The organism is Micromonospora pisi (assembly GCF_003633685.1).
In the GTDB taxonomy this organism is placed as follows: domain Bacteria; phylum Actinomycetota; class Actinomycetes; order Mycobacteriales; family Micromonosporaceae; genus Micromonospora_G; species Micromonospora_G pisi.
The window spans coordinates 3471877-3493801 of the sequence record NZ_RBKT01000001.1 but is presented as its reverse complement, the minus strand read 5'-3'; the positions used below and the strand labels follow the sequence as shown (position 1 = coordinate 3493801).

Here is a 21925-nt window from a genome sequence, read left to right as displayed (position 1 = left end):
CGTTCTGTGAGCCGGGTGCCGGCACCCCGTTGGCGAAGGCACCATCTATTAGTAGTCTTGCTACCTATGAAGGCCCAGGCACTGCACGGCCATCTCGACGCACTCCTGCTCTCGGTGCTCGAAGGAGGCTCGCTGCACGGCTACGCCATCATCGAGGCGCTCAAGGTGCGCAGTGGCGGCACGCTCAATCTGCCCACCGGCACCATCTATCCCGCCCTGCGCCGACTGGAGCGGGCCGGCTACGTGGACAGCACCTGGAGCACCGTGAACGGGCGGGAGCGGCGGACGTACCAGCTCACCGGAGCCGGCCACCGGGCCCTGGCTGGTGAGCGGACGAGCTGGCAGGAGCTCAGTTCGACGGTCGGCCGTTTCCTCGGCGTCGACGGCCCCGCCGAGGCGCCGGCCTGACCGAGGCCGTCACCCCTTCACCCCGCTGGCCAGGTGGACGTACGCCGACCGCCCGAGCCAACCGTGCACGGCAACCAGCACGACCCCGCCGACCAGCATCGGTGGCCAGGTCAGCGCCGCCTCCCAGAGCGTCACCGACCAGGTGTAGACCGCGATCGTGACGAGCTGGCCGAGGACGAGTGCCACACAGAGGCCGATCCCGGTCACCCGGGCCAGCCGAACCGGGAACCGGCCCCGTCGCGCCTGCCAGCCCAGCCAGAGGTAGGCGCCGAGGGCGAACAGGTCGACGCCGTGCCAGAGCCACTCCAGCGTTCCGGAGAGGAACAGGTACGCCGCCGGTGGCTCGGGGCCGGTCCACGGGGCGCCACGCCACATCAGGTCGCCCACCGCCGCCAGCACCACGCCGACGACGACCATCCGGATCGCGAGCGAACGCAACGAGCCGGCCAGCAACTCCGACTGGTACTCCCGGGCGAGCTGCCGTACCGGGCCGAACTCGGCGACCGCGCGCCGCTCCGCCTCCGCCGGGTCCATTCCGCCGGCCCGGAAACCCTCAGCGGTGTCGGTGAGGCTGTGGCGTACCTCGGTCAGCAGGTCAGACTTGTGCCGGGACGGGCCGTGCAGCGCCCGGCCCAGGCGGTACACGTACGTGTCGATCATCTGGCGAGCGGCCGGAGCCGGGTCGCCCCGATGACCCGTACCGTCATCGTCGTCAACAGGCCGAAGGTCGCGGTCAGCAGGATCCAGGCGGCGATCATCGGTGGCCAGGTCAGCGCGGCCGGCGACTCCCGTGCGGCGTTCACCCCGGCAACCGCGCCGAGCGCCCAGATCGCCGCGCCGACGACGAGGGCGACCATCGCGAGCGGACGGACGACCGTACGCGGGGCGACGGACCACCGTCGGCCGCCCGGTCCGAGCAGGTAGAGCGCGAGCAGGGCCAGGGCACCGGCGGCGTACGAGGCCCAGTCCAGGGCCTGCACCAGGATCAGGAAACCCGACGTCGCCGACGGGGTCGTCGCCGGCGGCTGCCACCACATCAGGTCGGCGGTCAGCATGCCGGCCGGTACGAGCGCCATCAGCAGCGCGAGCCGTCGTCCCTGCCCGGCGCTCAGCTCGGCCTGGTACGCCGGTGCGAGCTGGCCGGCCGCACCGAACTCGGCCACCGCCCGGTGCTCGGCGGTCACCGGGTCCAGCCCGTCGTCCAGGTACGCCTCGGCGGCGTCCCGCAGACTGTCCCGTGCCTCGGTGAGCAGGTCCTGTTTCAGCCGGGCCGGACCGCGCAACCGTTGCCCGAGCAGCCGCACATGCTGGTCGATCGGGGACTCGTCGAGCATGGACATGTCGCCAGCCTGCCATGCCGGGGCGCAACCTGAGGTCCGGCGGATTCCCGGGTCTGTCCCCGATCCGTCTCAGGGTCGGGTCAGTGTGCGGAGAGGGCGAGGTAGTCGCCTTCGGCCGCCTCCTGGGTGAGCCACTGCTCCCGGTACCAGCCGGGCTGCCCGAGCAGCTCCTCGTGCCGCCCACGCTGGATCACCCGCCCGCCGTCGAGGACCAGGATCTGGTCGTACCGGTCCAGGCCGCGCAGCCGGTGGGTGACCAGGAGTACGGCATGGTCGGCCGGAACCGCGCCGGTCGCGGTGACCAGCACCCGGTCGGCGTTCTGCGGGTCGAGCCCTTCGGTGGGTTCGTCGAGGACCAGCACCCGGGGGCGGGCGAGCAGGGCACGGGCCAGCGCCAGCCGTTGCCGTTGGCCACCGGAGAGCTGACCACCGTCCTCGCCGACCACGGTGTCCCAGCCGGCCGGCTGTTGGCGTACCCAGTCGAGCAGGCCGGCGGCAGCGGTCGCGGTGGCCAACTCGTCGTCGTCGGCGTCGGCCCGGCCGAGCAGCAGGTTCTCCCGTACCGACGCGTGGAAGACGTACGCCTCGGCGAGCAGTCCGCCGACGATCCGGGGCAGTTCCTCGGGGCGGTACGTCCGTACGTCCCGCCCGTCGAGGGTGGCCCGGCCGCTCTCCGGTCGTACCGCCCCGGTCAGTACGCCGATCAGGGTGCTCTTGCCGGCTCCGCTCGGCCCGACCACGGCGACCCGGGCGCCGGCCGGCAGTTCGAGACTCACCCGGTCGAGCGCGGCCGGTGCGCCGGCTCGGTACCGGACGGTCACCTCGTCGAGTGCGCAGTCGACCCCTTCGGCAGGCAGCGGGGTGGCGGCGGTCGACCCGGCGTCGTCCGGCTGGTTGTCCTCGTTCTGCTCCCCGGCGTTCTGCTCCTCGGCGTTCTGCTCCTCGGCCAGGAGTACGGCGACCCGGCGCAGGCCCGTACGGAGCTGCGTCCACTGGCGGGCGGCGCCGACCAGGGCGAGGGTCACCTCCACCGCGGCCAGGGTGCCGACCGCGAGTACGCCGACCAGGACCCCGTCGACCCCGGCGTGCAGGGCGGTGACGACCACGGCGGCACTCGTCGCACCGGAGAGCAGCACGCCGACTCCGTCGATCGCCCAACCGGCCGCGGCGAGCCGCCGCTCCAGTCCGGCGAGCTCACGGCCCCGTCCGTCGGCCCGTTCCAGCGCCGCCCGGGTGGCACCGAAGGCGGCCAGGTCGGCGGCGCCGTGGGTGAGGTCGACCGCGTCCACGGCGAGCGCGCCGCGCAGCGGGGCGACCCGGTCGGCGGTCCGCCGGGTCAGGGCGGTGGCGGCGGCGGGGAGGGCGACCCCGGCCAGCAGCAGGCCGACCGCGAGCGGCAGCGCCGCGGCGGGTGCGACGGCGGCGGTGCCGGCGATGGCGAGCAGACTCACCACAGCCGCCGCCGCGCCCGGCACCAGGACCCGCAGGAGCAGGTCCTGTACCGCCTCCACGTCGGAGACCAGCCGGCTCAGCGCGTCGCCGGTGTGCTGGTCGCTGGTCGTACGCCGGCCGGCCAGGGTGGCGAAGACGCGGGCCCGTACGTCGGTGATGATGCGCAGGGTGGCGTCGTGTCCGGCGAGCCGTTCGGTGTAGCGCAGGACGCCCCGGCCGATCGCCAGTGCCCGGACCGCGACGATCGCCACGGTGAGTACGTCCAGCGGCGGTTGCCCGGCGGCCGTGATCAGCAGCCAGGTGGCGGTGGCCATCAGGGTGAGCCCGGCGAGTTCGGTCCCGGCGGCGAGCAGTCCGGCTCCGACCAGCCGACCCAGGTACGGTCGCGCCAGCCGGAGCACCACCCGCTCGGCTCCGAGGGGTTGCCTGTCCCGCGTGCTCATACGGCCACCTCCGTCCGGCCGGCGGTGAGTTCGGTCACCCGTCCGTCCTCGACCCGGAGCACCCGGTCCGCCTCGGCGAGCAGCGCCGGCCGGTGGGCGACCAGCACGGCCGTACGGCCGGCGACGAGCTGCCGGGTGGCGGCGAGTACGGCGGCCTCGGAACCGCCGTCGAGCCGGGCGGTGGGTTCGTCCAGGAGCACGATCGGCGCGTCCCGCAGGAAGGCGCGGGCCAGGGCGACCCGCTGTCGTTGCCCGCTGGACAGGCCGTGGCCGCGTTCGCCGAGCAGGGTGTCGAGCCCGTCCGGCAGGTCCCGGAGGACGTCGTCGAGGAGTGCGGCGCTGGCGGCCGCGCGGACCGTGTCGATCGGTGCGTCGGGTTGGCCGAGGCGGATGTTGTCGGTCAGCGAGGCGGCGAAGAGGTGTGCCCGTTGCGGCACCCAGGCCAGTTGCCGGCGCCAATGTTCCAGGTCGGCGGTGGCGAGGTCGACCCCGTCGACGGTGATCCGCCCGCTGGTCGGGGCGACGTTGCCGAGGAGCAGGCCGAGCAGTGTGCTCTTGCCGGCCCCGCTCGGCCCGATCACCGCGATTCGTTCACCGGGCCGGATGGTCAGCGACACGTCCCGCAGCGCGACCCCGCGCTCGTACTCGACCCCCACCCCCTCGAACCGGATCTCGCCCGGGGTGAGCAAGGGCCCCTTGTTATCGGATTCCGTTGTATAGGGGGCCCCTCCCAACACGGTCAGGGCGTCGTCGAGCGCGGTCAGGCCCTCCATGCTGGCGTGGAAGCGGCTGCCAGCCGTCCGCAGCGGCAGGTACGCCTCCGGGGCGAGCAGCAGCACCAGCAGTGCGGTCTGCAGGGCCAGGCCGCCGTGCAGCAGACGCAGCCCGATCGGGACCGCGACCAGCGCCACCGAGAGGGTGGCGACCAGTTCGAGGACCAGCCCGGAGAGGAACGCGATCCGGAGCGTTTTCATGGTCGCGGCCCGGTGGCCGTCGGCCATCCGCCGGACCACGTCGACCTGGGCGCGGGCCCGGCCGAACGCGCGCAGGGTCGGCAGGCCGGCGACCATGTCCAGGAAGTGCCCGCCGAGCATGCTGAGTCGCCGCCACTGCCGCTCGGTGGCGGCCTGGGCCTGCCAGCCGAGCAGCGCCCCGAAGACCGGGATGAGCGGCAGGGTGGCCGCGATGATCAGTGCGGAACTCCAGTCCGCGAGGGTGAGCCGGGCGAGTACGGCGAGCGGCACGGTCACGCTCAGCACGAGCTGCGGCAGGTAGCCGGTGAAGTACGCGTCGAGGGCGTCCAGCCCGCGCCCGGCGAGGGTGGCGATCCGTCCGGCCTGCTGACCAGCGAGCCAGCCGGACCCGCGTTGCCCGACCGCGTCGAGCAGGTCGGTGCGGAGCGCCGCCTTGACCGTGGCCGCCATCCGGGCCGAGACCGCGCCCTGCGCCCAGAGCACGGTTGCCCGGCCGGCGACGGCGACGACGAATCCGATCAGCGCGGCCCGGTCGAGGTGACCACCGGCGGCGGTGGCGAGCAGGTCGGCGAGGGTGGTCGCCTGGGCGATGACGAGCCCGGCGGCGAGGACGCCGAGCCCGCCGAGCACGGCGACCTGGCGCCGGGTCGAGGGGACCCGGCGCAGCAGCCGTGGATCGAAGGGGCGGCGTCGGCTCACCAGTACACCGGCGCCCGGTCGTCGATCCGTCCGCGGAACGCCCACCAGTTCATTGCCTGAAAGCCTAATAGGGCTGGCAGCAGCGGAATCAGCAGCCAGCTCAACAGCCGCAGGGTGGGTGTGCTGGCAGCGGCGTCGATCACAGTCAGGCTCGCCGCCGGGTCGACGCTGGAGACCAGTGCGTAGGGCCAGGTGCTTGCCGCGACCAGCAGCACCGGCAGGGCGAGCGCGGTGGAGCTGGCGACGAAGGCGAGGCCGACCCGGTGCCGGGTGAGCGCACCGTTGACGGCGACCAGCGCCAGGGTGAGCAGCAGTGGCAGGAGCAGCGCGGCGACCGGTTGCTGGGTGGTTTCGCGTACCCGGTGGGAGAGCAGGCCCAGCACGGTGGCCGCGCCGACCGCGACCAGCGCGGCGGGGATCAGGCGGCGGGCCAGTCGGTGGTGGCGTTCGCCGGCCCCGGCCGGCAGTCGCAGGGCGAGGAAAACCGCCCCGTGTACGGCTACCAGCCCGACCAGGGCGAGCCCGCTGGCGGCGACGAACGGGGTGAGGAGGTGGCTGATCCCGGCGACGTGCCCGTCGGCGCGCAGCGGCACTCCCTGGAGCAGACCGGCGAGGACGGCGCCCCAGCCCAGCGTGGCGAGCGCGCTGCCGGTGACGACGACCCGGTCCCAGCGGGTCCGTCCGGCGGCGCTGACCGGTCGGCTGCGCAGCTGCACTCCGGCGGTGACCAGGATCACCCCGGCCAGTGCGGTGACCACGGCCGGGTAGAGGCCGGAGAGGAGTTCGCCCTCCAGCATCGGGAAGGCACCGAAGAGGATGCCGACGGCGGCGACCAGCCAGACCTCGTTGCCGAGGAAGAACGGGCCGAGTGCGGTGAGCGCCCGTCGACGTGACTGCTCATTGTCGGCGCCGGCGAGCAGCAGGCCGACGCCGTAGTCGTAGCCGGCGAGCACGAGGTAGCTGGTGAGGAAGAGGCCGAGCAGGGCGTACCAGAAGATCTCCATCGTGCTCTCCTAACCGGCCAGGACGTGGTTGGGCCGTGCGCCGGACTCGTCGGTGGAGTGCGGGGGTCGGCCGAGGGCGAGGTCGTGGGCGCCCCGGTGGGCACGACGGGCGAGCAACGTCCAGTTGGTGACCGCGAGGGCGCCGAGCAGGACGGCGAAGCCGATGAGCGAGGTGAGCAGCACGCCGCTGGAGATCGGGGTGACCGCGTCCTCGACCTTGAGCAGGCCGTACGCCGCCCAGGGTTGGCGTCCGCCTTCGCGGGCGAGCCAGCCGAGGATGCCGGCGACGAATGGCAGCGGTATCGCGATCAGCAGCAGGTAGAGCGGGAACCGCAACCGGATGATCCAGTCCCGGAAGAGCAGCGGCAGCAGCAGCCAGCTCCAGGCGAGCGCGAAGCCGATCAGGATCATGAAGCCGAGCGCCGCGTTGCTCCAGGCGGGCGGGGTGTAGTCGCCCGGCCCGAACCGGGTGGTCCAGTCCGAGACGATCGCGGATTTCTCGGCGTCGCCGCCGTACTTGGTCGGCTGGACGCCGCCGACCGCTCCGAACTGGGAGAAGCCGAAGCCCATCACCATCGTGCTGGCGAGCGCGGCGGTGACCAGACCGATCCGCAGTGACCGGCGGAACAGGGCGTAGTCGGGCGTACGGCGGATGAGCTGGTATGCGCTGATCCCGGCCATCAGCAGTCCGCCGGTGAGTACGGCCGCGCTGACCACGTGCCCGAACGCCATGCCGAGGGTGGGGTTGGTCAGGAGGGCGGCGAAGTCGGTGAGGTGCGCGACACCGTTCTCCAGCCGGTAGCCGACCGGGTTCTGGAGCCAGGAGTTCGCCACCAGCACCCAGTACGCGGAGGCGTACGCGGTGATCGCGACGCCCCAGATCAGCGCCAGGTGCACCCCGCGCCGCAGCCGGTGCCAGCCGAAGATCCACATCCCGAGGAAGGTGGATTCGAGGAAGAAGGCGGCGAGTGTCTCGATCGCCAGTGGTGCGCCGAAGACGTTGCCGACGTACCGCGACAGGCCGCTCCAGTTCAGTCCGAACTGGAACTCCATCACGATCCCGGTGGCGATCCCGAGCGCGTAGTTGATCAGGTAGAGCGTGCCCCAGAACTGGGTCAGGCGTTCGTACTCGGCCTTCCCGGTGATCGCCCAGGCGGTCTGCAGGTAGACCAGCATCGTGACCAGTCCCAGGGTGACCAGCACGAACAGGAAGTGGATGGAGGTGGTGGTGGCGAACTGAAGGCGGGCGATCAGGAGTGCGTCCATGCCATCCCCAAACATGTCGGCTCACATCTCATAGCGAGCCTACACGTAGCTTCGCTACCTATCTCTACTACGGGCAGTAGTAACTTGAGCCTACGACACTCGGTAGTAGATAGCGAGCGGCGTTTTGTCGTCGCCCGTGCCGGGGAACCCACGCCATGCACATCGACGAACTCGGCGAAGCCGCCGACCTACAACTCGATTCCGAGCGCACCGTGCGGTATCTCCGAGCCGGCTCCGGACCGCCACTGGTGCTGCTGCACACGATCCGGACCCAGCTCGAATACTTCGTCGACGTCATCCCGATGCTGGCGCGCAACTACACGGTCTACGTCCTGGACCTGCCCGGCCACGGCCGCTCGTCGAAGCCCACCACCGTCGAGTACGACGAGCCCTACCTGCGACGCGGCGTCATTGACACGATCACGAAGCTCGGCCTGCGGGACGTGACCATGGTCGGTGACTCGATCGGCGCCGTACTGGCGCTCACCGTCGCCAGCCAGATACCGCAGTCGGTCGCCCGGGTCGTCGCCTCGAACCCCTACGACTACGACACCCGGTTCGCCGACGGAATCCGGCGCGGCAACCGACTGGCCGATGTCATCCTCGGTGGCGTGGCGCTGCCGGTGGTGGGACCGGCGCTCGGCGCCGCCGAGAACAAGTCCGTCACCAGCCACATCATGCAGGGCGGCCTGGCGGAGGGAAAGAAGGTCCCCGAACCGCTGCTCGATGAGTTCGACGCCACCCTCAAACGCCCCGGCTTCCACTACGTCGAACGGAACGTCTACCTGAACTGGCGCTCATGGAGCGCCGCCCGTGAGATGTACGGCAGCGTCACCGCGCCGGTGACCCTGGTCTACGGCGAACAGGACTGGTCCCGGCCCGACGAGCGGGCGCGTACCGCGCAGGCGCTGGGCGTGGAACCGATCATCCTGCCCGAGACCGGACACTTCGCCTTCCTGGAACACCCGCGGCGTCTCGCCGAGATCGTCGTCGGTCACCCGGTGCCGTCGAGCTGAGCGGGGTGTTGGCGTTCGTCAGGCGAAGAAGAGCGTCACCGGCAGGGCCACCAGGGTCGTCGCGACGGCCAGGCTGGCCAGGCCACGCAGCCACGGGCGGGGTCCGACAACCAGCAGCCGTTGCACCCGGGCGTCCAGGTGCGCGTCGGCGAGGCCGAGGGCGCCGGCCGGGGCGACCCGCGATCCGGCGGTCGCGAACCGGAGCAGCGCGTTCGCCAACGGCCCCTCCGCGTGCAGTTGCCGGGCCTTGTCGTCGGCCCGCATCTCCACCAGCAGGGCCACCGTCTCCGACGCCCGGCGCAGCCAACCCACCAGGGGCAGCGCCCGGCAGAGCGCGCTGAACGGCAGCAGCACCAGGTCGTGCCGCTCGTCGGCGTGTGCCCGCTCGTGCGTCAGCACCGCCGCGAGTTCGGTCCGGTCCAGCAGGTCCAGGGTGCCGGCGCTGACCACCACGGTCGGTCGCATCCCGGGCAGGCAGTACGCCGCCGCACTCGGATGGTCGAGCACCAGCGCGCCCGGGGCGGCCGGATCGTCCCGACCGACCAGGTCCAGCAACTGCCGGTGCCGGGTCTGCGCGCGTACGGCGCTGACCAGGCCGCGTACGGTCGAGCCGAGCAGGGCGGTGGCAACCCCGAAACCGACCCCGACCAGGGCGAGCTGGGTCACCCCGAGCCCGGCGGGAAGGGTGCCGTGGAGCAGGTCGCGGCCCAGGTGCAGCAGCGAATCGCCAAGCCCCTCGTGGTACGGCGCCAGCCCGATCGACATCGGCAGCCCGATCGCGCACAGTCCGAGGGCGAGGCCGATCGCCTGCCAGGAAATGATCGCCACCCGAGGGCTGCGCCAGGTCCAGGTGGAGCGGAGCAGCACCATGGCGAGGAGGTAGCACGCCACGGCCGTACCGACGAGGTGAGCGGCGTACGTCATGGCCCTAGCCCTGCCGGTCCGCGGCCTCGTCGGTCAGGGCCGCCCGCAGCACCTCGGCCTCGTTGCCGGTCACCGACCGGGCGAACCGCACCAGGGCGGCGTCCCGGCTGCCGGCCAGGTCGAGCGCGTCCAACATCAGCCGGGCGATGTGTGCCTCCCGGGTGGCCGCCGGCCGGTAACTCCAGGCCCGGCCCTCCCGCTCCCGCTCGACCATGCCCTTGCCGGCGAGCCGGTCAAGCACGGTCATCACGGTCGTGTACGCCAACTCGCGGTCGCTGAGCGCCTCGGCGACCTCCCGTACGGTGACCCCGGTGGCGCTCTCCGCGCCGGCGCGTGGGGCGGCGGCCCGGTCCCAGAGGACGTCCATCACCGCACGTTCGAGGTCACCCAGTCGCGTCACGAACTAAGCCTACTACTCGTCGTCGTAACAGCCCAGGTCCCGGGGCTCGGAGGCGGTAGGTCCGGCCGTGGTGGTCGTGAATTGCCAGGTGAGGGCGACCGCAATGGTCCGCCGCTTCCGGGAGTGGGCGACCTTGGCGCGGCGTGTCCGGTCGGGGGGAGCCTCTGATCAAACGCCGCTGTGCCCAGGCTGCCGTATTCGAATTGTCCATCACTCCGACACGTTTAGTGATCGTCGTCGGTCTTTTGTCCATTAACGATCAACCCGTCCTTACTATTTGTGATTGGGTATTGACGGTTGGTGGTCTGGATCTCTAGCGTTCGATGGCTTTCATTGATCGTTGGTGTTGTCCTGGGGAGGACCACGTGTTCGCTGGTGTGGGGTCGTCGCGGGTTTTTTCCCGGGTGTACCGGTGGGCGAGGCGTGGGGTGTTGGCGACCACGGTGGTGATGGCGGTGTCGGTGGTGCCGTTCGTGCCGGCGCAGGCGGCACCGAAGCCGTCTGGTTCGGGTACGGCGGCGGAGGAGTCCGTTCCGGTGCGGCCGGTGGAGCCGGTGAAGCCGACTCGTGCGGATTCCGACGGGGCTGCCATCAAGGCAGTGGATCGAACGGCGTTGCCGTCGGCGGGTGTGGCGGACGTACCGGTGTCAGGGACGCCGGCGACGGTGGGCGGGTTGCCGGTGTCGATCGCGCCGGAGGTGGTGGTCGATGACCTGTCCCGACGGGGCCGCGCGGCCGGGCTGTCGGGGCCGGCAACAGTGAGGACGCGTGTCGTCGACGGTGCTGTGGCGCGGGCTGCGGGTGTGCCTGGGGTGGTGTTGGCGCTGTCGCGTGCGGACGGGGTGGGCCGGTCCGGGCCGGTGAAGCTGAGCGTCGACTACGGGCAGTTCACCAACGCGTTTGGGGCCGATTACGGGCAGCGGTTGCGGTTGGTGGGGTTGCCGGCGTGTGTGTTGGATACCCCGGCGGAGCCGGTGTGTCAGGTGCAGACGCCGTTGGACTCGGTGAACCGGGCCGGTGTGGTGTCGGGCAGCGTGGCGGTCGGTGGCGACCCGGCTGTCGAGTCGTCTGTTGCGGGGGAGTCGGGGGCGGCGCCAATGGTGGTGGCGTTGGCGTCGACGGCGGAGTCAGCGGGTGGCACGTTCACGGCGACGTCGTTGTCTCCGACGTATGACTGGTCTGCTGGTGGTCAGGGTGGTGATTTTGGGTTCAGTTACCCATTTGCGGTGCCGTCTTCGCCGGGCGGGTTGGAACCGGAACTGGCGTTGGGGTATTCGTCGGGTTCGGTTGATGGGCGGACGCTGGCCCGTAACAGCCAGGCGTCGTGGGTGGGTGACGGTTGGGATCTGCAGGTCGGTTACATCGAGCGGTCGTACCGTTCGTGTGCAGACGACGGTGGCACGACGGGCGACCTGTGTTGGTTCTCCCCGGATAACGCGACGCTGGTGTGGGGCGGCTCGTCGACGAGCCTGGTTCGGGACGCCGCGACCGGGGTGTGGAAGGGCGCCAACGATGAAGGGCTCAAGATCGAGGCCCTCAAGGACACGTCTCTGAGTAATGGAGACAACGACGGGGAGTATTGGCGGGTCACGTCGCAGGACGGCACGCAGTACCACTTCGGGCTGCACAAGCGATACCCGACCGACCCTAGGGTGACGTCGTCGGTTCTGACGGTCCCGGTGTTCGGGAACAACGCAGGGGAACCGTGTTACTCCTCAAGCGGGTTCGCGGCGTCGTCGTGTCGACAGGCGTATCGGTGGCAGTTGGACTACGTCACCGACACGACCGGCAACTCGATGACGTACTTCTACGACAAGTACAGCGGCAACTACGGGCGGAACAACAACACCGCCGGGGTCGCGTCGTACGAACTCGCGGGATATCCGAAGTACATCGATTACGGCACCCGGGCGGGTAACGAGGGTGCGCAGACGCCATGGGGGGCGGGTGGAGTTCGACAAGACACTTCGGTGTGTCACCGGTTCGGCTTGCGCGCAGTCGGATTACCCCGACACCCCGTGGGATCTGCACTGCTCGTCGTCGTCGACGAGTTGCCCGGGTACCACGAGCCCGGTCTTCTTCAGCCCATACAAGCTGTCGGCCGTGCGGGCGATGTTGTGGAATTCTTCGGCCGGTCAGTACCGGACGGTGGATCGTTGGGACCTCGCCCAGAGCTACCCGGCCAGCGGCGACTTCATCAGCCCGGCGGGCGATGACACGTCGCCGAATCTGTGGCTGGACAGTGTGACACGCACCGGATTCGCGGAGGATGGGACAACCGGACTCGCGGAGCCTGCGGTCCAGTTCGGTGGCACTCGTAAGTACAACCGGGTGGACTGGGGCAACGACATCGGTGTCGCACCGTACGCGCGCTACCGGATCGGTGTGATCAAAAACGGGGTCGGTGGGGAGACTCTGGTCACCTACTCGGGCGAGGAGTGCACCCGGGCGGTGCAGCCAAGCCCGCACGCGAATCCCTGGCGCTGCTTCCCGCAGATGCACAAACCGGTGGGCATGCCAGCCGGATACGGTTGGTTCCACAAGTACGTGGTGACGCAGGTGGTGGAGCACGACACCACCGGTGGGTCGCCGGACCAGGTGACGTCCTACTCCTACGGGATCGACGGTTCGACTGACACGGCGTTGTGGGCGCATGACCATAACGAGACGTCGTTGGCGGCGGTCCGGACGTGGTCGTTGTGGCGTGGGTACACGACGGTCACGACCACCGAAGGTGCGGCGGGCGGCCCCCAGACCAGTTCCCGGAAACACTATTTCCGGGGTATGAGCGGCGATGGGATGCCCAGTGCCGACAACGAGTCCATGGTGTGGAACAGCCGCCGGGTGGGGATCACCACGCCGATGGGCACGCCCGGGATGCAGGTGGCGGTTTCCGGTCAAGGCGGTCGCTGTCTGGAGGCGGCGGGGAACGCCACCGCCAACGGGTCAGTCATCCAGATGTGGGACTGCACCGGTGCCACCGGGCAGGTGTGGCAGACCGACTACCCGTCGCTGACCGACCCGTCCTTCCGGTTACGGAATCCGCAATCGGGTCGCTGTCTGGACATCGCCAACCAGGCCACCGGGAACGGTTCCGAGGTCACGCTCTGGGACTGCAACACCGGTGGGAACCAGCGTTGGGTGCGGCAACCCAACGGAAGCTTGCGTAATCCGCCGACGGGCCGGTGCCTCGACATCGTCAGCGCATCCACCAGCCGCGCGGCCCGCCTGCAGATCTGGGACTGCACCAACGCTTGGAGTCAGATCTGGCAGCCGCAGGCGAACGGCACCCTGATCAGCCCGCAGAGCAACCGCTGTTTGGAGGTCAGCGGCACGACTGACGGAACCCGAGCCGATTCCCGTCTGTGCAACGACGGCAGCGGACAGGGTTGGGAAACCCGGGCTAATGGCGGCTTGCTCAACCCAAGGTCGGGCAAGTGCCTTGACGTGATCAACGGCGGCACCGCAAACGGCACCCTGGTGCAGTTGCTCACCTGCAACGGCGGCGGTAGCCAGGTGTGGCAGCCACAGCCGAATGGAACGCTGCTCAACCCACAGTCCGGGCGTTGCCTCGCAGGCGGGCAAGCACCGAACGGCACTCAGGCAGGGATCTGGGACTGCACCGCCGCATTGAGCCAGCTATGGGCGAACCGGGTTTCTGACGTCAACGGCCTGGAGGGACGCCCACGCGAGGAGATCACCCTCGACGGCACCACCGTCATCGGGGGCACGATTCGTGTTCTGACCGCCGTGCAGACCGGGCTGCGGCCAACACCGGTCGCCGGCGGCGAGGACGTGAAAGCCCACATGGTCTTGGAAGGAAGCGCATGGCAGCGGACATGGCTGCCTGCCTCCGGTACCTGGCGCTGGACCTACAAGCGCACCACCTTCGACGAATACGGGCTCCCGACCACCGTCACCAATGCGGGCGATCTCAACACCGCGGCCGACAACCTCTGCACTAGGTACACCTACGTCCGTAACACCACCCGCGGAATCGTCGATACCGTTTCCCGCACCCTCACCACTTTGAAGGACTGCTCGGCCACTCCGACGTACCCACAGGACCTGGTCTCCGATGATGTGGCCTCCTACGACGGGCAGGCCGCTGGTGTCGCGCCGACCCAGGGTTTGGTTACCCGGACCGAACAGGTGAAGTCGCACAACGGCACGACCAGCAGTTACGTGACCAGCACGAGCACCACGTATGACAGCTACGGGCGACCGTTGACGGTTACCGACGCGCTGAACAACACCACCCGAACCAGTTACACCCCGCCCACCGGTGCGGCGCCGTCCACCGTCACCGTGACAAACCCAGCCGGACACATCACTACCACCCATTACGATCCCCGCAAGGGTCTTATCCTGAGCGTTGTCGACGCCAACAACAAGACGACCACGGCTCAGTACGACCTGCTCGGGCGGCGCACCAAGGTGTGGAATCCGGGGCGCGCGACAAACCAGACCCCCGATGCCGAGTACATCTACACGGTCAATGCGACCGCCCGGCACGTGCAGACGAAGACTCTCGCGCCGAACGGCAACCAGGTCAGCTCGTTCGCGATCTACGACGGGCTCCTACAGGCCCGGCAGACCCAGAGCACCACCCCGTCCGGCACCCGCGCGGTGAGCGACACCCAGTACGACTCCCAGGGCCTGCCCGTCAAGACGTCGACGTTCCACAACGCCGCCGCCTCGAACGGCACCCTGTACGCATTCAACGACGCCGACGTGGCGACCCAGTCTCGGCGTACCTACGACGGCGCCGGACGCCCCAAGGTTGACGCGTTCTGGTCACGCAACACGTTCAAGTGGCAGACCACCACCACCTACGGCGGGGACCGTATCCACGTTGATCCGCCCGACGGTGGGGTCGCCACCACCACCATCCACGACGCCCGCGGTAACACGACAGCATTGCGGCAGTACCACACCGGGTCCATCTCCGGCGGGGCCGACGAAACCATCTACCAGTACGACCCGTCCGACATGCTGACCAAGGTCATCGACCCGGCTGGGAACGAGTGGAGCTACACCTACGACCTGCGCGGCCGGCAGATCAGCAAGAACGACCCCGATGCGGGCGAGTCCAGCAGCACGTACGACGACCTCGACCGGGTCCTGACGACAACCGACGCCCGTGGGGAAACGATCGCGCGAGTCTACAACGACTCGCTCGGCCGGCTCACCGAAACACGCGATGACAGCCCTACCGGTGCGCTGCGGACCTCGTACGTCTACGACACCCTGGCCAAGGGGCAGCTCACGTCCTCCACCCGCCACATTGGCGCCGCTGCCTACACCACCGCCGTCACCGGCTACACCGACCGATATCAGCCCACCGGCAGCACCGTCACGATCCCGGCAACCGAGGGCAACCTCGCCGGCATCTACACCACCGCCGCCACGTTCCTCCCGACCGGCGCACCTGCCACCACCACGCTGCCCGCTCTCGGCGGCCTGCCCGAGGAGACCCTGACCTACGGGTACGGCACCACTGGTCTCGCCACCACCATGGCCTCTCCGATCACCACCTACGTCGCCTCGACCAGCCACGACTGGTTGGGTGGGATCGAAAACCAGATCCTCGGCGCGGCCGGCAAACGAGTGCGGCTCGGGTACGGGATCGACGAGGCCACCCGCCGCCTCACCAACATCCTGGTCGACACCGAGAACCCCACCACACCGAACACGTGGAACAACCGCTCTGCCTCGGAGTACGAGTTCGACCCGGCCGGCAACATCACTACCATCGCCGGCAAGAGCGACGGCGTCCGCGACCAGGTCGAATGCTTCCGGTACGACTACCACCGGCGCCTCACCGACGCATGGTCCCAGCCCGCCACCGGCTGCACCACGCCACAGCGAGCAGGGGCGGACCCGTACCGGTTGGCGTGGACCTATGACGTCACCGGCAACCGGAAGACCCAGACCAGTTGGAGTGCGACCGGCACCACCACGGCCACCTCCACCTACCCCAATCCGAAGGCCGACCAGCCTCACACCCTTACCCAGGTTGCCTACACCGGGGAAACCACCCGCACCGACACCTACACATATGACCTTGCAGGCAACACCATCACCCGGCCGGTCAACGGTGCCACCCAAACTCTCACCTGGGATCCCGAAGGCCACCTCGCCTCCACCAGCCAAACCGGGCTGGAAACCAGCTACGTCTACGACGCCAGCGGCAACCGGCTCCTGCGTCGTGACACCGGCGGTGGTGGTAGCACCCTCTACCTCGGCGGAACCGAGCTGCACCTCAAGACCAACGGGCAGGTGGATGGCACCCGCTACTACACCCACAACGGCACCACCGTCGCCGTACGCGGCGTCACCGGCCTGACCTGGGTCTCCGCCGACCATCACGGCACCAGCCAAGTCAAGATCGATCCCGACAGCCTCGATGTCATCCGTCGCCGGAGCACGCCCTTCGGCGAACCCCGTGGCACCCAACCCACCACCTGGCCCAGCCAGAAGGGTTTTGTCGGTGGCACGCAGGACCCCACCGGCCTCACCCACCTCGGCGCCCGCGAATACGACCCCACCACAGGCCGTTTCATCAGCGTCGACCCGGTCATCGACACCGCCGACCCACAACAAATCAACGGATACGCCTACTCCTACAACTCGCCCGTCACTTTCACTGACCCCGACGGTCTCAGGCCACTCATCACGGAAACCGCAGATGGGGACGAGCGCCATTACCGGGCTACGGGCGAGAAGGTTGTCAAGAAGAGTAACGGTAAGTGGGGCGTCAGGAAGGACCCGGTCAAGCCGGCGAAGAAGCCGACCAATAATGGGCCGAGCAAGGAAGACCTCGCCAAGGCCAATAAGATCAAGAACACCAGCATCAAGGAGGTCATCCTCAAGGCTGCCGGTGACCTGCTGCTTGACTTTCTTGGCATCAACGACATCCTCGGATGTGTCGGCGGAAACCTCGTCGCCTGCGGTATGGCGCTACTCAACGTCCTGCCTCCGGGTAAAGTGGCGAACGCATTCCTCAAGGGCAAAGCTCTTCTCAATCGCCTGAAGGCTGTCGAAAGCGCCGTCAGGGCATGGGACAAGTCAGTCGCCTGGGCAAACAAGATCCTCGGCAAGTGCCACAGCTTTGCCCCAGGGACGAAGGTGGTCCTGGCGAACGGGCAGGTGAAGGCCATCGAGGAATTTGACGAAGGCGACCAGGTCCTTGCCACCAACCCGGCGACCGGCGAGACCGAGGCGCGCAAAGTCACCGATACCCACACCAACCTCGACAGCGACCTCGCCGACCTCACCATCCGCTTCGCAGACGGACGCATCGAGGTCATCGAAACCACCCAGCACCATCCCTTCTGGAGCCAGACCCGTTACGCCTGGATCGACGCCGTCAACCTGCAACCCGGCGAACGCCTCCTCGCACTCGACAAAACACCCGCAACCGTCACCACGACCCGCTACTACGCTGGCTCCGAGGTCATGCACGACCTCACCGTCGACACCGACCACACGTACTACGTGGTAGCCGGCACCACCCCGGTACTCGTACACAACTGCATCGGCACGGCAGTCAACAAGTCGACGGGGCTTTCGTCAGGGGAGCTTGAAGGCGCGGCGATCCAAGCTCGCGACAGCTTGGCTACTCATCTCAGTAGGTCGGTATCGGGCAGAAAGATGCCGAATGTTGCGATCGGCGGCTACAACATGCAAACTGGCGAGTACGCGGCTGCGGCGTCTTCGGCGGCAGGATGCGCTGAGACATGTCTTATCAACGCCTTGGGCGGTGACCCAACGAAGGTAATGCGGACAACTCCTGTATTGCTGCGTAAATCCAATTTTCTGAGTCCGCGAGCTGTTTGCATCAGTTGTGAGCTCACGTGGGGAAGAGAAAATGTTTCCCCCGAGACCACGTTCGCGTCAGATTGGCTCCGAGTTAACGATCCCGACTAGATTGTGAAGGTGGAAGTTGGCGCAACAGGGAACCGAGGTGGATCCATCGCTTTCAGTTGAACTGGCCAAGCATGACTGGACCGCCTTCCGCACGTTCACGGGTGATGCCTCAAGGGTTCCTGTGGCTATCGTGACGTTGGCTTCTGCGGAGTCTGACGAGCAGGCTGCGGCGGGATACTGGCGAATCGACAATGTGGTCGTTGTGGATGGGAGGCTGTCCGAAGCGGTTAAACCGGTTACCTCATGCTTGCTCGTCGCGATGGATCTGGCGCCGCCGCCTGGACGCAAGTCGATCCTTGATCTCTTGAGTGTCATCGCGACCGGTTATGAAGAGCACGTCGACAATCAAGTAGTCGGCGAGGTGTCCGTGCGGACTTGTGTCGAGATGATGGCGAGTCGGCTGAATGCGTTCATCGAGGAGCTATTGGCGTCGGGGAATGCCAGCTGTGTCGACATACTTCTCATGTGTGCCGTCCATGTTGACGGTGTTTTGAATGAAGTTTGCCAGGCATTCGTTAGCGCGCTGTCGTTGCGATCGTGCCTGTCAATACGCGAACACATCGAGATTGCTATCGACGACCTTCCTCAATCATGTCAATGACGTGGCCAACAAGATTTGTTCAGGTAACGGTATTTGAAGTGCGAGGTGTACCGCTGCCGCGACGACGTCGTCTCGGGCACCACTCAAAGTTGACCACGAAAGGTTTTGATTCGGGCGGAACCGTGGACGCTGATGCTGTCAGGCCCTGGGCTGGGTGAATCTACGTCCGTACCATTCCGACTTCCGCTGCCTGTGCAAGGCATTGGATCGAGGTCTGTCCTTCTTGCGAGGCATTCCGGGCGATCGGGCTTGGCTTCGCGTCTACCCACTGGATCCCGGATAGAGGATCCTTGAAGTGGAGGCTCGGCGAGGAATCTCGGCGAGAAGGGCCTGCATATTCCGGCGCATCACCTTGGCTACACTCCGTCGCCAGGGTGATGGTGCGTGTGTCGAAGTCTGCCGGCGTGCGGCAGCGTTGCCGTCCTGCATGTGGAGAGGTTATTCCCGGGAAGAGTTTAGGCATCGATCCGCAGCGAGCGCTGTTGATTGGTGACCTTGCATCGATATGTCAATTGTGCTGGATTACCGGGAAGATGCCCTTCGGTCAAGATGGACCTCGCCAGAATGGCGGCCCGCGATACGGCCGGCGTACGGCTTCGTGTTAGGCGGGTGAGGATAGATCGGTGTCGCTCGTAGCCGACACGGGCGGAGGTGGAGTTCGAACAGCAGTTGATGTTGCGGGCCAGTTTCGGAGGAGGGTGTCGAGGGCGTCGAGGGTTCTGGACCAGGAGACGTCGGCCGTACGCGGGTGGTGGCGGAACCCGCCGGTCCGTTCGAGGCTCACGTACCCGTGGAAGGTGCTGTGCATCATGCGTACGGCGTCGGTCTGGTCGGGTTCGGAGAGCTGGTAGCCGCGCAGGATCGCCCGGGTCATCTCCGCGTGTCGGCCGCCCGCGCTCGCGGCTGCGGTTTCCGGGTCGAGGTCCTGTTGCATGGCGGCGTACCTGCCGGGGTGCTGCTTCGCGTAGTCGCGGTACGCGTTGGCGAAGGCCACCAGGGCGTCCTTGCCGGCGCGGCCGGCGAGTGAGTCGGCGACCCGGTCGGCGAGTTCCTCCAAGGCCAGCAGTGCGACCTTGATCCGCAGGTCCTGCGCGTTCCTGATGTGGGAGTAGAGGCTGGCGTCCTTGACGCCGAAGCGGCGGGCGAGTGCCGAGACGGTCACGTTCTCGAAGCCGGCCTCGTCGGCCAGCTCCGCCGCCGCCAGGGTCAGGCGTTCGGTGGTCACCCCGGCACGTGCCACGTGCACCACACTCCGTACCTAGAAGTTTTAATCATTTGCCTAGGGCTTCTAGGATAACTCCTATGATGCCCGTGACCGAGCCTGCCATCCGCGCGTCCTTCGTCAACTGCACCAAGGGCGAGGCGAAGCGGCTGGGCGTGCCGAAGGATCTGGACGCGCGACCCTGGGCCGACCTTGACTTCTTCGGGTGGCGGGACCCCTCCGGTGGCGAGCGGGCCTACCTGGTCACCGAGTCCGGCAGCGGGCTCGTCGGGGTGGCGCTGCGGGTGGCATCGCAGACCGGGCAGCTGCGACGCAGCATGTGCTCGTTGTGCCTGACCACGCACACCGGCGACGGCGTTTCGCTGATGACCGCGCGCAAGGCCGGGCCGAGCGGGCGGCAGGGCAACTCCGTCGGGCTCTACATCTGCACCGACCTGGCCTGCTCGCTCTATCTGCGCGGCAAGAAGGACGCCGGCCGTCGCCTCCACGAGTCGATCACCCTCGAAGAAAAGATCGAGCGGACCATGGCCAGCCTCGACGCCTTCCTGGGGCAGGTCGCCGGCTGACCGTGGGCGGTGCTCAGACCGAGAAAGCCCTTGGCGTACGGGTGACAAAGCTGGCCCAGGCGGTGCGGTCGAAGGCGAGCGTCGGCCCGTACGGGTCCTTGGAGTCGCGTACGGCAACCGCCTCGGGCAACTCGGCGATCTCGACGCAGTCCGCGTTGGTGCCGCTGCGGCTGGACTTGCGCCAGGTGGCGGCGGAGAGGTCAGGGGCGATCATCCGGGAGACTCACTCTCGCTCGTGCTCCGTTGCGACCCGCGCAACAAAGTCGACCGACTCGGTGGGGCTCAAGGCTACCGCGCCGAGCCGCTCCGCCTCCCGCCGGAAGAACGCCACCTGCGGTGTCTCCTCCAGGAAGAGCCCGGAGATTTTCTGGTCGAGATAGACCACGGATTTGTTGCGGGGGAAGTCGAAGAGCGCGAACCCGCCGTCGAGTCCGGGATGCCCGCCGACCGCGAACGGCACCACTCGCAGCGTGATGTTGGGGCGTTCCGCGGCCTCGATCAGGTGCCGGAGCTGGCGGGCCATCAGCCGAGGGCTGCCGAGCACCCGGCGCAACACCATCTCGTCGACGATCGCCAGCAGCTCCGGCGGTTGTGGACGGGTGAGGACCGCCTGTCGGCCAAGTCGGGCCGCCACCCGGGACTGGGCGTCCGGCTCCTCGACCCCGCCGTCGCGCATCAGCACCTGGGTGTAGTCGGCGGTCTGGAGCAGGCCGGGAATCAGCAGCGGCTGCCAGTTGACGACGCTGGTGGCCTCGGCTTCCAGGCGGATCAACGTACGGGATTCGTCGGAGAGCCCGCCGATCACCTCCCACCAGCCCGACTCGGCGGAGCGTTCGGCCATGCCGAGCAGGCGCCTGCGTTCGTCACCGGTCACGCCGTAGATCACCAGTAGGGAAGCAACATCCTCGGCCCGGATGCCCTGGATGCCGGTCTCCATCCGGGACAGTTTCGACGCCTGCCAGTCGAGCCGGGCGGCGACCCGGCGCAGGCCGAGCTTCTTCGCCTCCCGCAGCCCACGCAACTCGCCACCGAGCCCGCGACCGACCACTGTGGGCTGATTCGACTTCGCCATCGCGCACTCCCGCTTCCGATTTCGATCGACCGGCCGTAACGGTGATCGACTGTTGTCGTCGCGTTGAGTATTGACAGTGATGCCCGTCGAGCGCAAGAGTTGACTGCAACGTTGCTCGATGCCTTGATCAATAACCAACGCACCGGGAGGTCGTTGTGAACGTGACAACCTCAGCGAAGTACACCCCGCCGTGGGCCCGGCCGTACGACCCGGCGAACTCGCCCGGTCCGATTGAATCGGTGTTGGAGCGGTTCCGCCGGGGCCGGCCCGAGCAGCCGGAACCGAGCGAGGCCGAGGTGGAGGTCGGTCGCTACACGATCGTCCTGGTGCCGCCGGACGCGGCTGAGGTGCTCAGCTACGACCGCACCGACGTGGGGCTGCGGATGTACCGGGACGGGGACTGGGACCACAACCCCGGTGACCTGGACGAGGCGGTCGACCTGATCGAAGCGGCCTGCGGTGAGCCGGTCAGCCTGGTGGAGCACCACTCCGACCTGACCTACTGGACCGCCCGACTCCGCGAGCTGACCGACTGACGAAAAAGGAGCGGTAACGCGGTTTCTTCGTACACGTTCTTTCGTGTAGGCACACGAAAGAACGTGTAGA

Annotated in this window: 18 protein-coding genes; 7 read left to right on the top strand and 11 right to left on the bottom strand. The window is 68.2% G+C overall.

Annotated elements, in window-relative coordinates:
* Window positions 1-66: 66 nt before the first annotated feature.
* The gene (locus tag BDK92_RS14545; protein WP_121157207.1) at window positions 67-408 is read left to right on the top strand and encodes a PadR family transcriptional regulator; all 342 of its coding nucleotides are present in this window, start codon (window positions 67-69) and stop codon (window positions 406-408) included.
* 9 nt (window positions 409-417) lie between these two features.
* Here the strand turns inward: BDK92_RS14545 and BDK92_RS14540 are convergent, their stop codons facing one another.
* The 6 genes from BDK92_RS14540 to BDK92_RS14515 all read right to left on the bottom strand — a co-directional run bounded on the left by BDK92_RS14540 (window position 418) and on the right by BDK92_RS14515 (window position 7586).
* Complete coding sequence (locus BDK92_RS14540) at window positions 418-1068, bottom strand: permease prefix domain 1-containing protein (RefSeq protein WP_121157206.1); 651 nt, start codon at window positions 1066-1068, stop codon at window positions 418-420.
* Window positions 1065-1748 (bottom strand): permease prefix domain 1-containing protein, encoded by a 684-nt coding sequence (locus BDK92_RS14535; protein WP_121157205.1) that lies wholly within the window; start codon window positions 1746-1748, stop codon window positions 1065-1067. Before BDK92_RS14535 ends, BDK92_RS14540 begins: the two co-directional genes overlap by 4 nt.
* Window positions 1749-1828: 80 nt before the next feature.
* Entirely contained in the window at window positions 1829-3643 is a 1815-nt protein-coding gene (cydC, locus tag BDK92_RS14530) for a thiol reductant ABC exporter subunit CydC (protein WP_121157204.1), read from the bottom strand.
* Window positions 3640-5316 carry a thiol reductant ABC exporter subunit CydD gene (gene cydD, locus BDK92_RS14525; protein WP_121157203.1) on the bottom strand — a complete coding sequence of 559 codons (1677 nt, stop codon included), beginning with the start codon at window positions 5314-5316 and terminating at the stop codon, window positions 3640-3642. Before cydD ends, cydC begins: the two co-directional genes overlap by 4 nt.
* A complete protein-coding gene (locus tag BDK92_RS14520; protein ID WP_121157202.1) occupies window positions 5313-6320 on the bottom strand; it encodes a cytochrome d ubiquinol oxidase subunit II in 1008 nt (335 codons plus the stop codon). Before BDK92_RS14520 ends, cydD begins: the two co-directional genes overlap by 4 nt.
* A 9-nt stretch (window positions 6321-6329) precedes the next feature.
* Window positions 6330-7586, bottom strand: coding sequence for a cytochrome ubiquinol oxidase subunit I (locus BDK92_RS14515; RefSeq protein ID WP_121157201.1), 1257 nt, complete (start codon window positions 7584-7586; stop codon window positions 6330-6332).
* A 155-nt stretch (window positions 7587-7741) separates the two neighbouring features.
* Here BDK92_RS14515 and BDK92_RS14510 point away from each other — a divergent pair, with 155 nt between their 5' ends.
* Window positions 7742-8602, top strand: coding sequence for an alpha/beta fold hydrolase (locus BDK92_RS14510; RefSeq protein WP_121157200.1), 861 nt, complete (start codon window positions 7742-7744; stop codon window positions 8600-8602).
* A gap of 18 nt (window positions 8603-8620) precedes the next feature.
* On the opposite strand, the gene BDK92_RS14505 is transcribed toward BDK92_RS14510, so the two are convergent.
* Window positions 8621-9526, bottom strand: coding sequence for a M56 family metallopeptidase (locus BDK92_RS14505; RefSeq protein WP_121157199.1), 906 nt, complete (start codon window positions 9524-9526; stop codon window positions 8621-8623).
* Between the two features lie 4 nt (window positions 9527-9530).
* Window positions 9531-9926 (bottom strand): BlaI/MecI/CopY family transcriptional regulator, encoded by a 396-nt coding sequence (locus BDK92_RS14500; RefSeq protein ID WP_121157198.1) that lies wholly within the window; start codon window positions 9924-9926, stop codon window positions 9531-9533.
* Window positions 9927-10357: 431 nt separating this feature from the next.
* On the opposite strand from BDK92_RS14500, the gene BDK92_RS14490 reads away from it, so the two are divergent.
* The 3 genes from BDK92_RS14490 to BDK92_RS38405 are packed head-to-tail and all read left to right on the top strand — an operon-like array spanning window position 10358 to window position 18459.
* Entirely contained in the window at window positions 10358-12142 is a 1785-nt protein-coding gene (locus BDK92_RS14490; protein WP_147457009.1) for a hypothetical protein, read from the top strand.
* Window positions 12039-17858, top strand: a complete 5820-nt coding sequence (locus BDK92_RS14485) for a ricin-type beta-trefoil lectin domain protein (protein WP_246017522.1) — start codon at window positions 12039-12041, stop codon at window positions 17856-17858. Before BDK92_RS14490 ends, BDK92_RS14485 begins: the two co-directional genes overlap by 104 nt.
* Window positions 17859-17895: 37 nt before the next feature.
* Complete coding sequence (locus tag BDK92_RS38405; protein ID WP_147457008.1) at window positions 17896-18459, top strand: hypothetical protein; 564 nt, start codon at window positions 17896-17898, stop codon at window positions 18457-18459.
* A 601-nt stretch (window positions 18460-19060) separates the two neighbouring features.
* On the opposite strand, the gene BDK92_RS14480 is transcribed toward BDK92_RS38405, so the two are convergent.
* Window positions 19061-19705, bottom strand: a complete 645-nt coding sequence (locus tag BDK92_RS14480; protein WP_246017037.1) for a TetR-like C-terminal domain-containing protein — start codon at window positions 19703-19705, stop codon at window positions 19061-19063.
* Between the two features lie 59 nt (window positions 19706-19764).
* On the opposite strand from BDK92_RS14480, the gene BDK92_RS14475 reads away from it, so the two are divergent.
* The gene (locus tag BDK92_RS14475; protein ID WP_342775892.1) at window positions 19765-20247 is read left to right on the top strand and encodes an FBP domain-containing protein; all 483 of its coding nucleotides are present in this window, start codon (window positions 19765-19767) and stop codon (window positions 20245-20247) included.
* 13 nt (window positions 20248-20260) lie between these two features.
* Here BDK92_RS14475 and BDK92_RS14470 read toward each other — a convergent pair whose 3' ends face one another.
* Both BDK92_RS14470 and BDK92_RS14465 read right to left on the bottom strand, forming a co-directional pair.
* On the bottom strand, window positions 20261-20461 hold the full coding sequence (locus BDK92_RS14470; RefSeq protein ID WP_121157193.1) for a DUF397 domain-containing protein: 201 nt from the start codon (window positions 20459-20461) through the stop codon (window positions 20261-20263).
* Between the two features lie 9 nt (window positions 20462-20470).
* Window positions 20471-21319, bottom strand: a complete 849-nt coding sequence (locus tag BDK92_RS14465; protein WP_121157192.1) for a helix-turn-helix domain-containing protein — start codon at window positions 21317-21319, stop codon at window positions 20471-20473.
* Window positions 21320-21480: 161 nt separating this feature from the next.
* Between BDK92_RS14465 and BDK92_RS14460 the strand changes: the two genes are divergently transcribed.
* Window positions 21481-21855 carry a hypothetical protein gene (locus tag BDK92_RS14460; protein WP_147457007.1) on the top strand — a complete coding sequence of 125 codons (375 nt, stop codon included), beginning with the start codon at window positions 21481-21483 and terminating at the stop codon, window positions 21853-21855.
* Window positions 21856-21925 lie beyond the last annotated feature (70 nt).

Excerpts from the sequence above, each read along its gene's own strand:
- BDK92_RS14545 (WP_121157207.1), top strand. The coding sequence starts at position 67 with ATGAAGGCCCAGGCACTGCACGGCCATCTCGACGCACTCCTGCTCTCG.
- BDK92_RS14540 (WP_121157206.1), bottom strand. The coding sequence starts at position 1,068 with ATGATCGACACGTACGTGTACCGCCTGGGCCGGGCGCTGCACGGCCCG.
- BDK92_RS14535 (WP_121157205.1), bottom strand. The coding sequence starts at position 1,748 with ATGTCCATGCTCGACGAGTCCCCGATCGACCAGCATGTGCGGCTGCTC.
- cydC (WP_121157204.1), bottom strand. The coding sequence starts at position 3,643 with ATGAGCACGCGGGACAGGCAACCCCTCGGAGCCGAGCGGGTGGTGCTC.
- BDK92_RS14520 (WP_121157202.1), bottom strand. The coding sequence starts at position 6,320 with ATGGAGATCTTCTGGTACGCCCTGCTCGGCCTCTTCCTCACCAGCTAC.
- BDK92_RS14515 (WP_121157201.1), bottom strand. The coding sequence starts at position 7,586 with ATGGACGCACTCCTGATCGCCCGCCTTCAGTTCGCCACCACCACCTCC.
- BDK92_RS14510 (WP_121157200.1), top strand. The coding sequence starts at position 7,742 with ATGCACATCGACGAACTCGGCGAAGCCGCCGACCTACAACTCGATTCC.
- BDK92_RS14505 (WP_121157199.1), bottom strand. The coding sequence starts at position 9,526 with ATGACGTACGCCGCTCACCTCGTCGGTACGGCCGTGGCGTGCTACCTC.
- BDK92_RS14485 (WP_246017522.1), top strand. The coding sequence starts at position 12,039 with ATGTTGTGGAATTCTTCGGCCGGTCAGTACCGGACGGTGGATCGTTGG.
- BDK92_RS14475 (WP_342775892.1), top strand. The coding sequence starts at position 19,765 with ATGCCCGTGACCGAGCCTGCCATCCGCGCGTCCTTCGTCAACTGCACC.
- BDK92_RS14470 (WP_121157193.1), bottom strand. The coding sequence starts at position 20,461 with ATGATCGCCCCTGACCTCTCCGCCGCCACCTGGCGCAAGTCCAGCCGC.
- BDK92_RS14465 (WP_121157192.1), bottom strand. The coding sequence starts at position 21,319 with ATGGCGAAGTCGAATCAGCCCACAGTGGTCGGTCGCGGGCTCGGTGGC.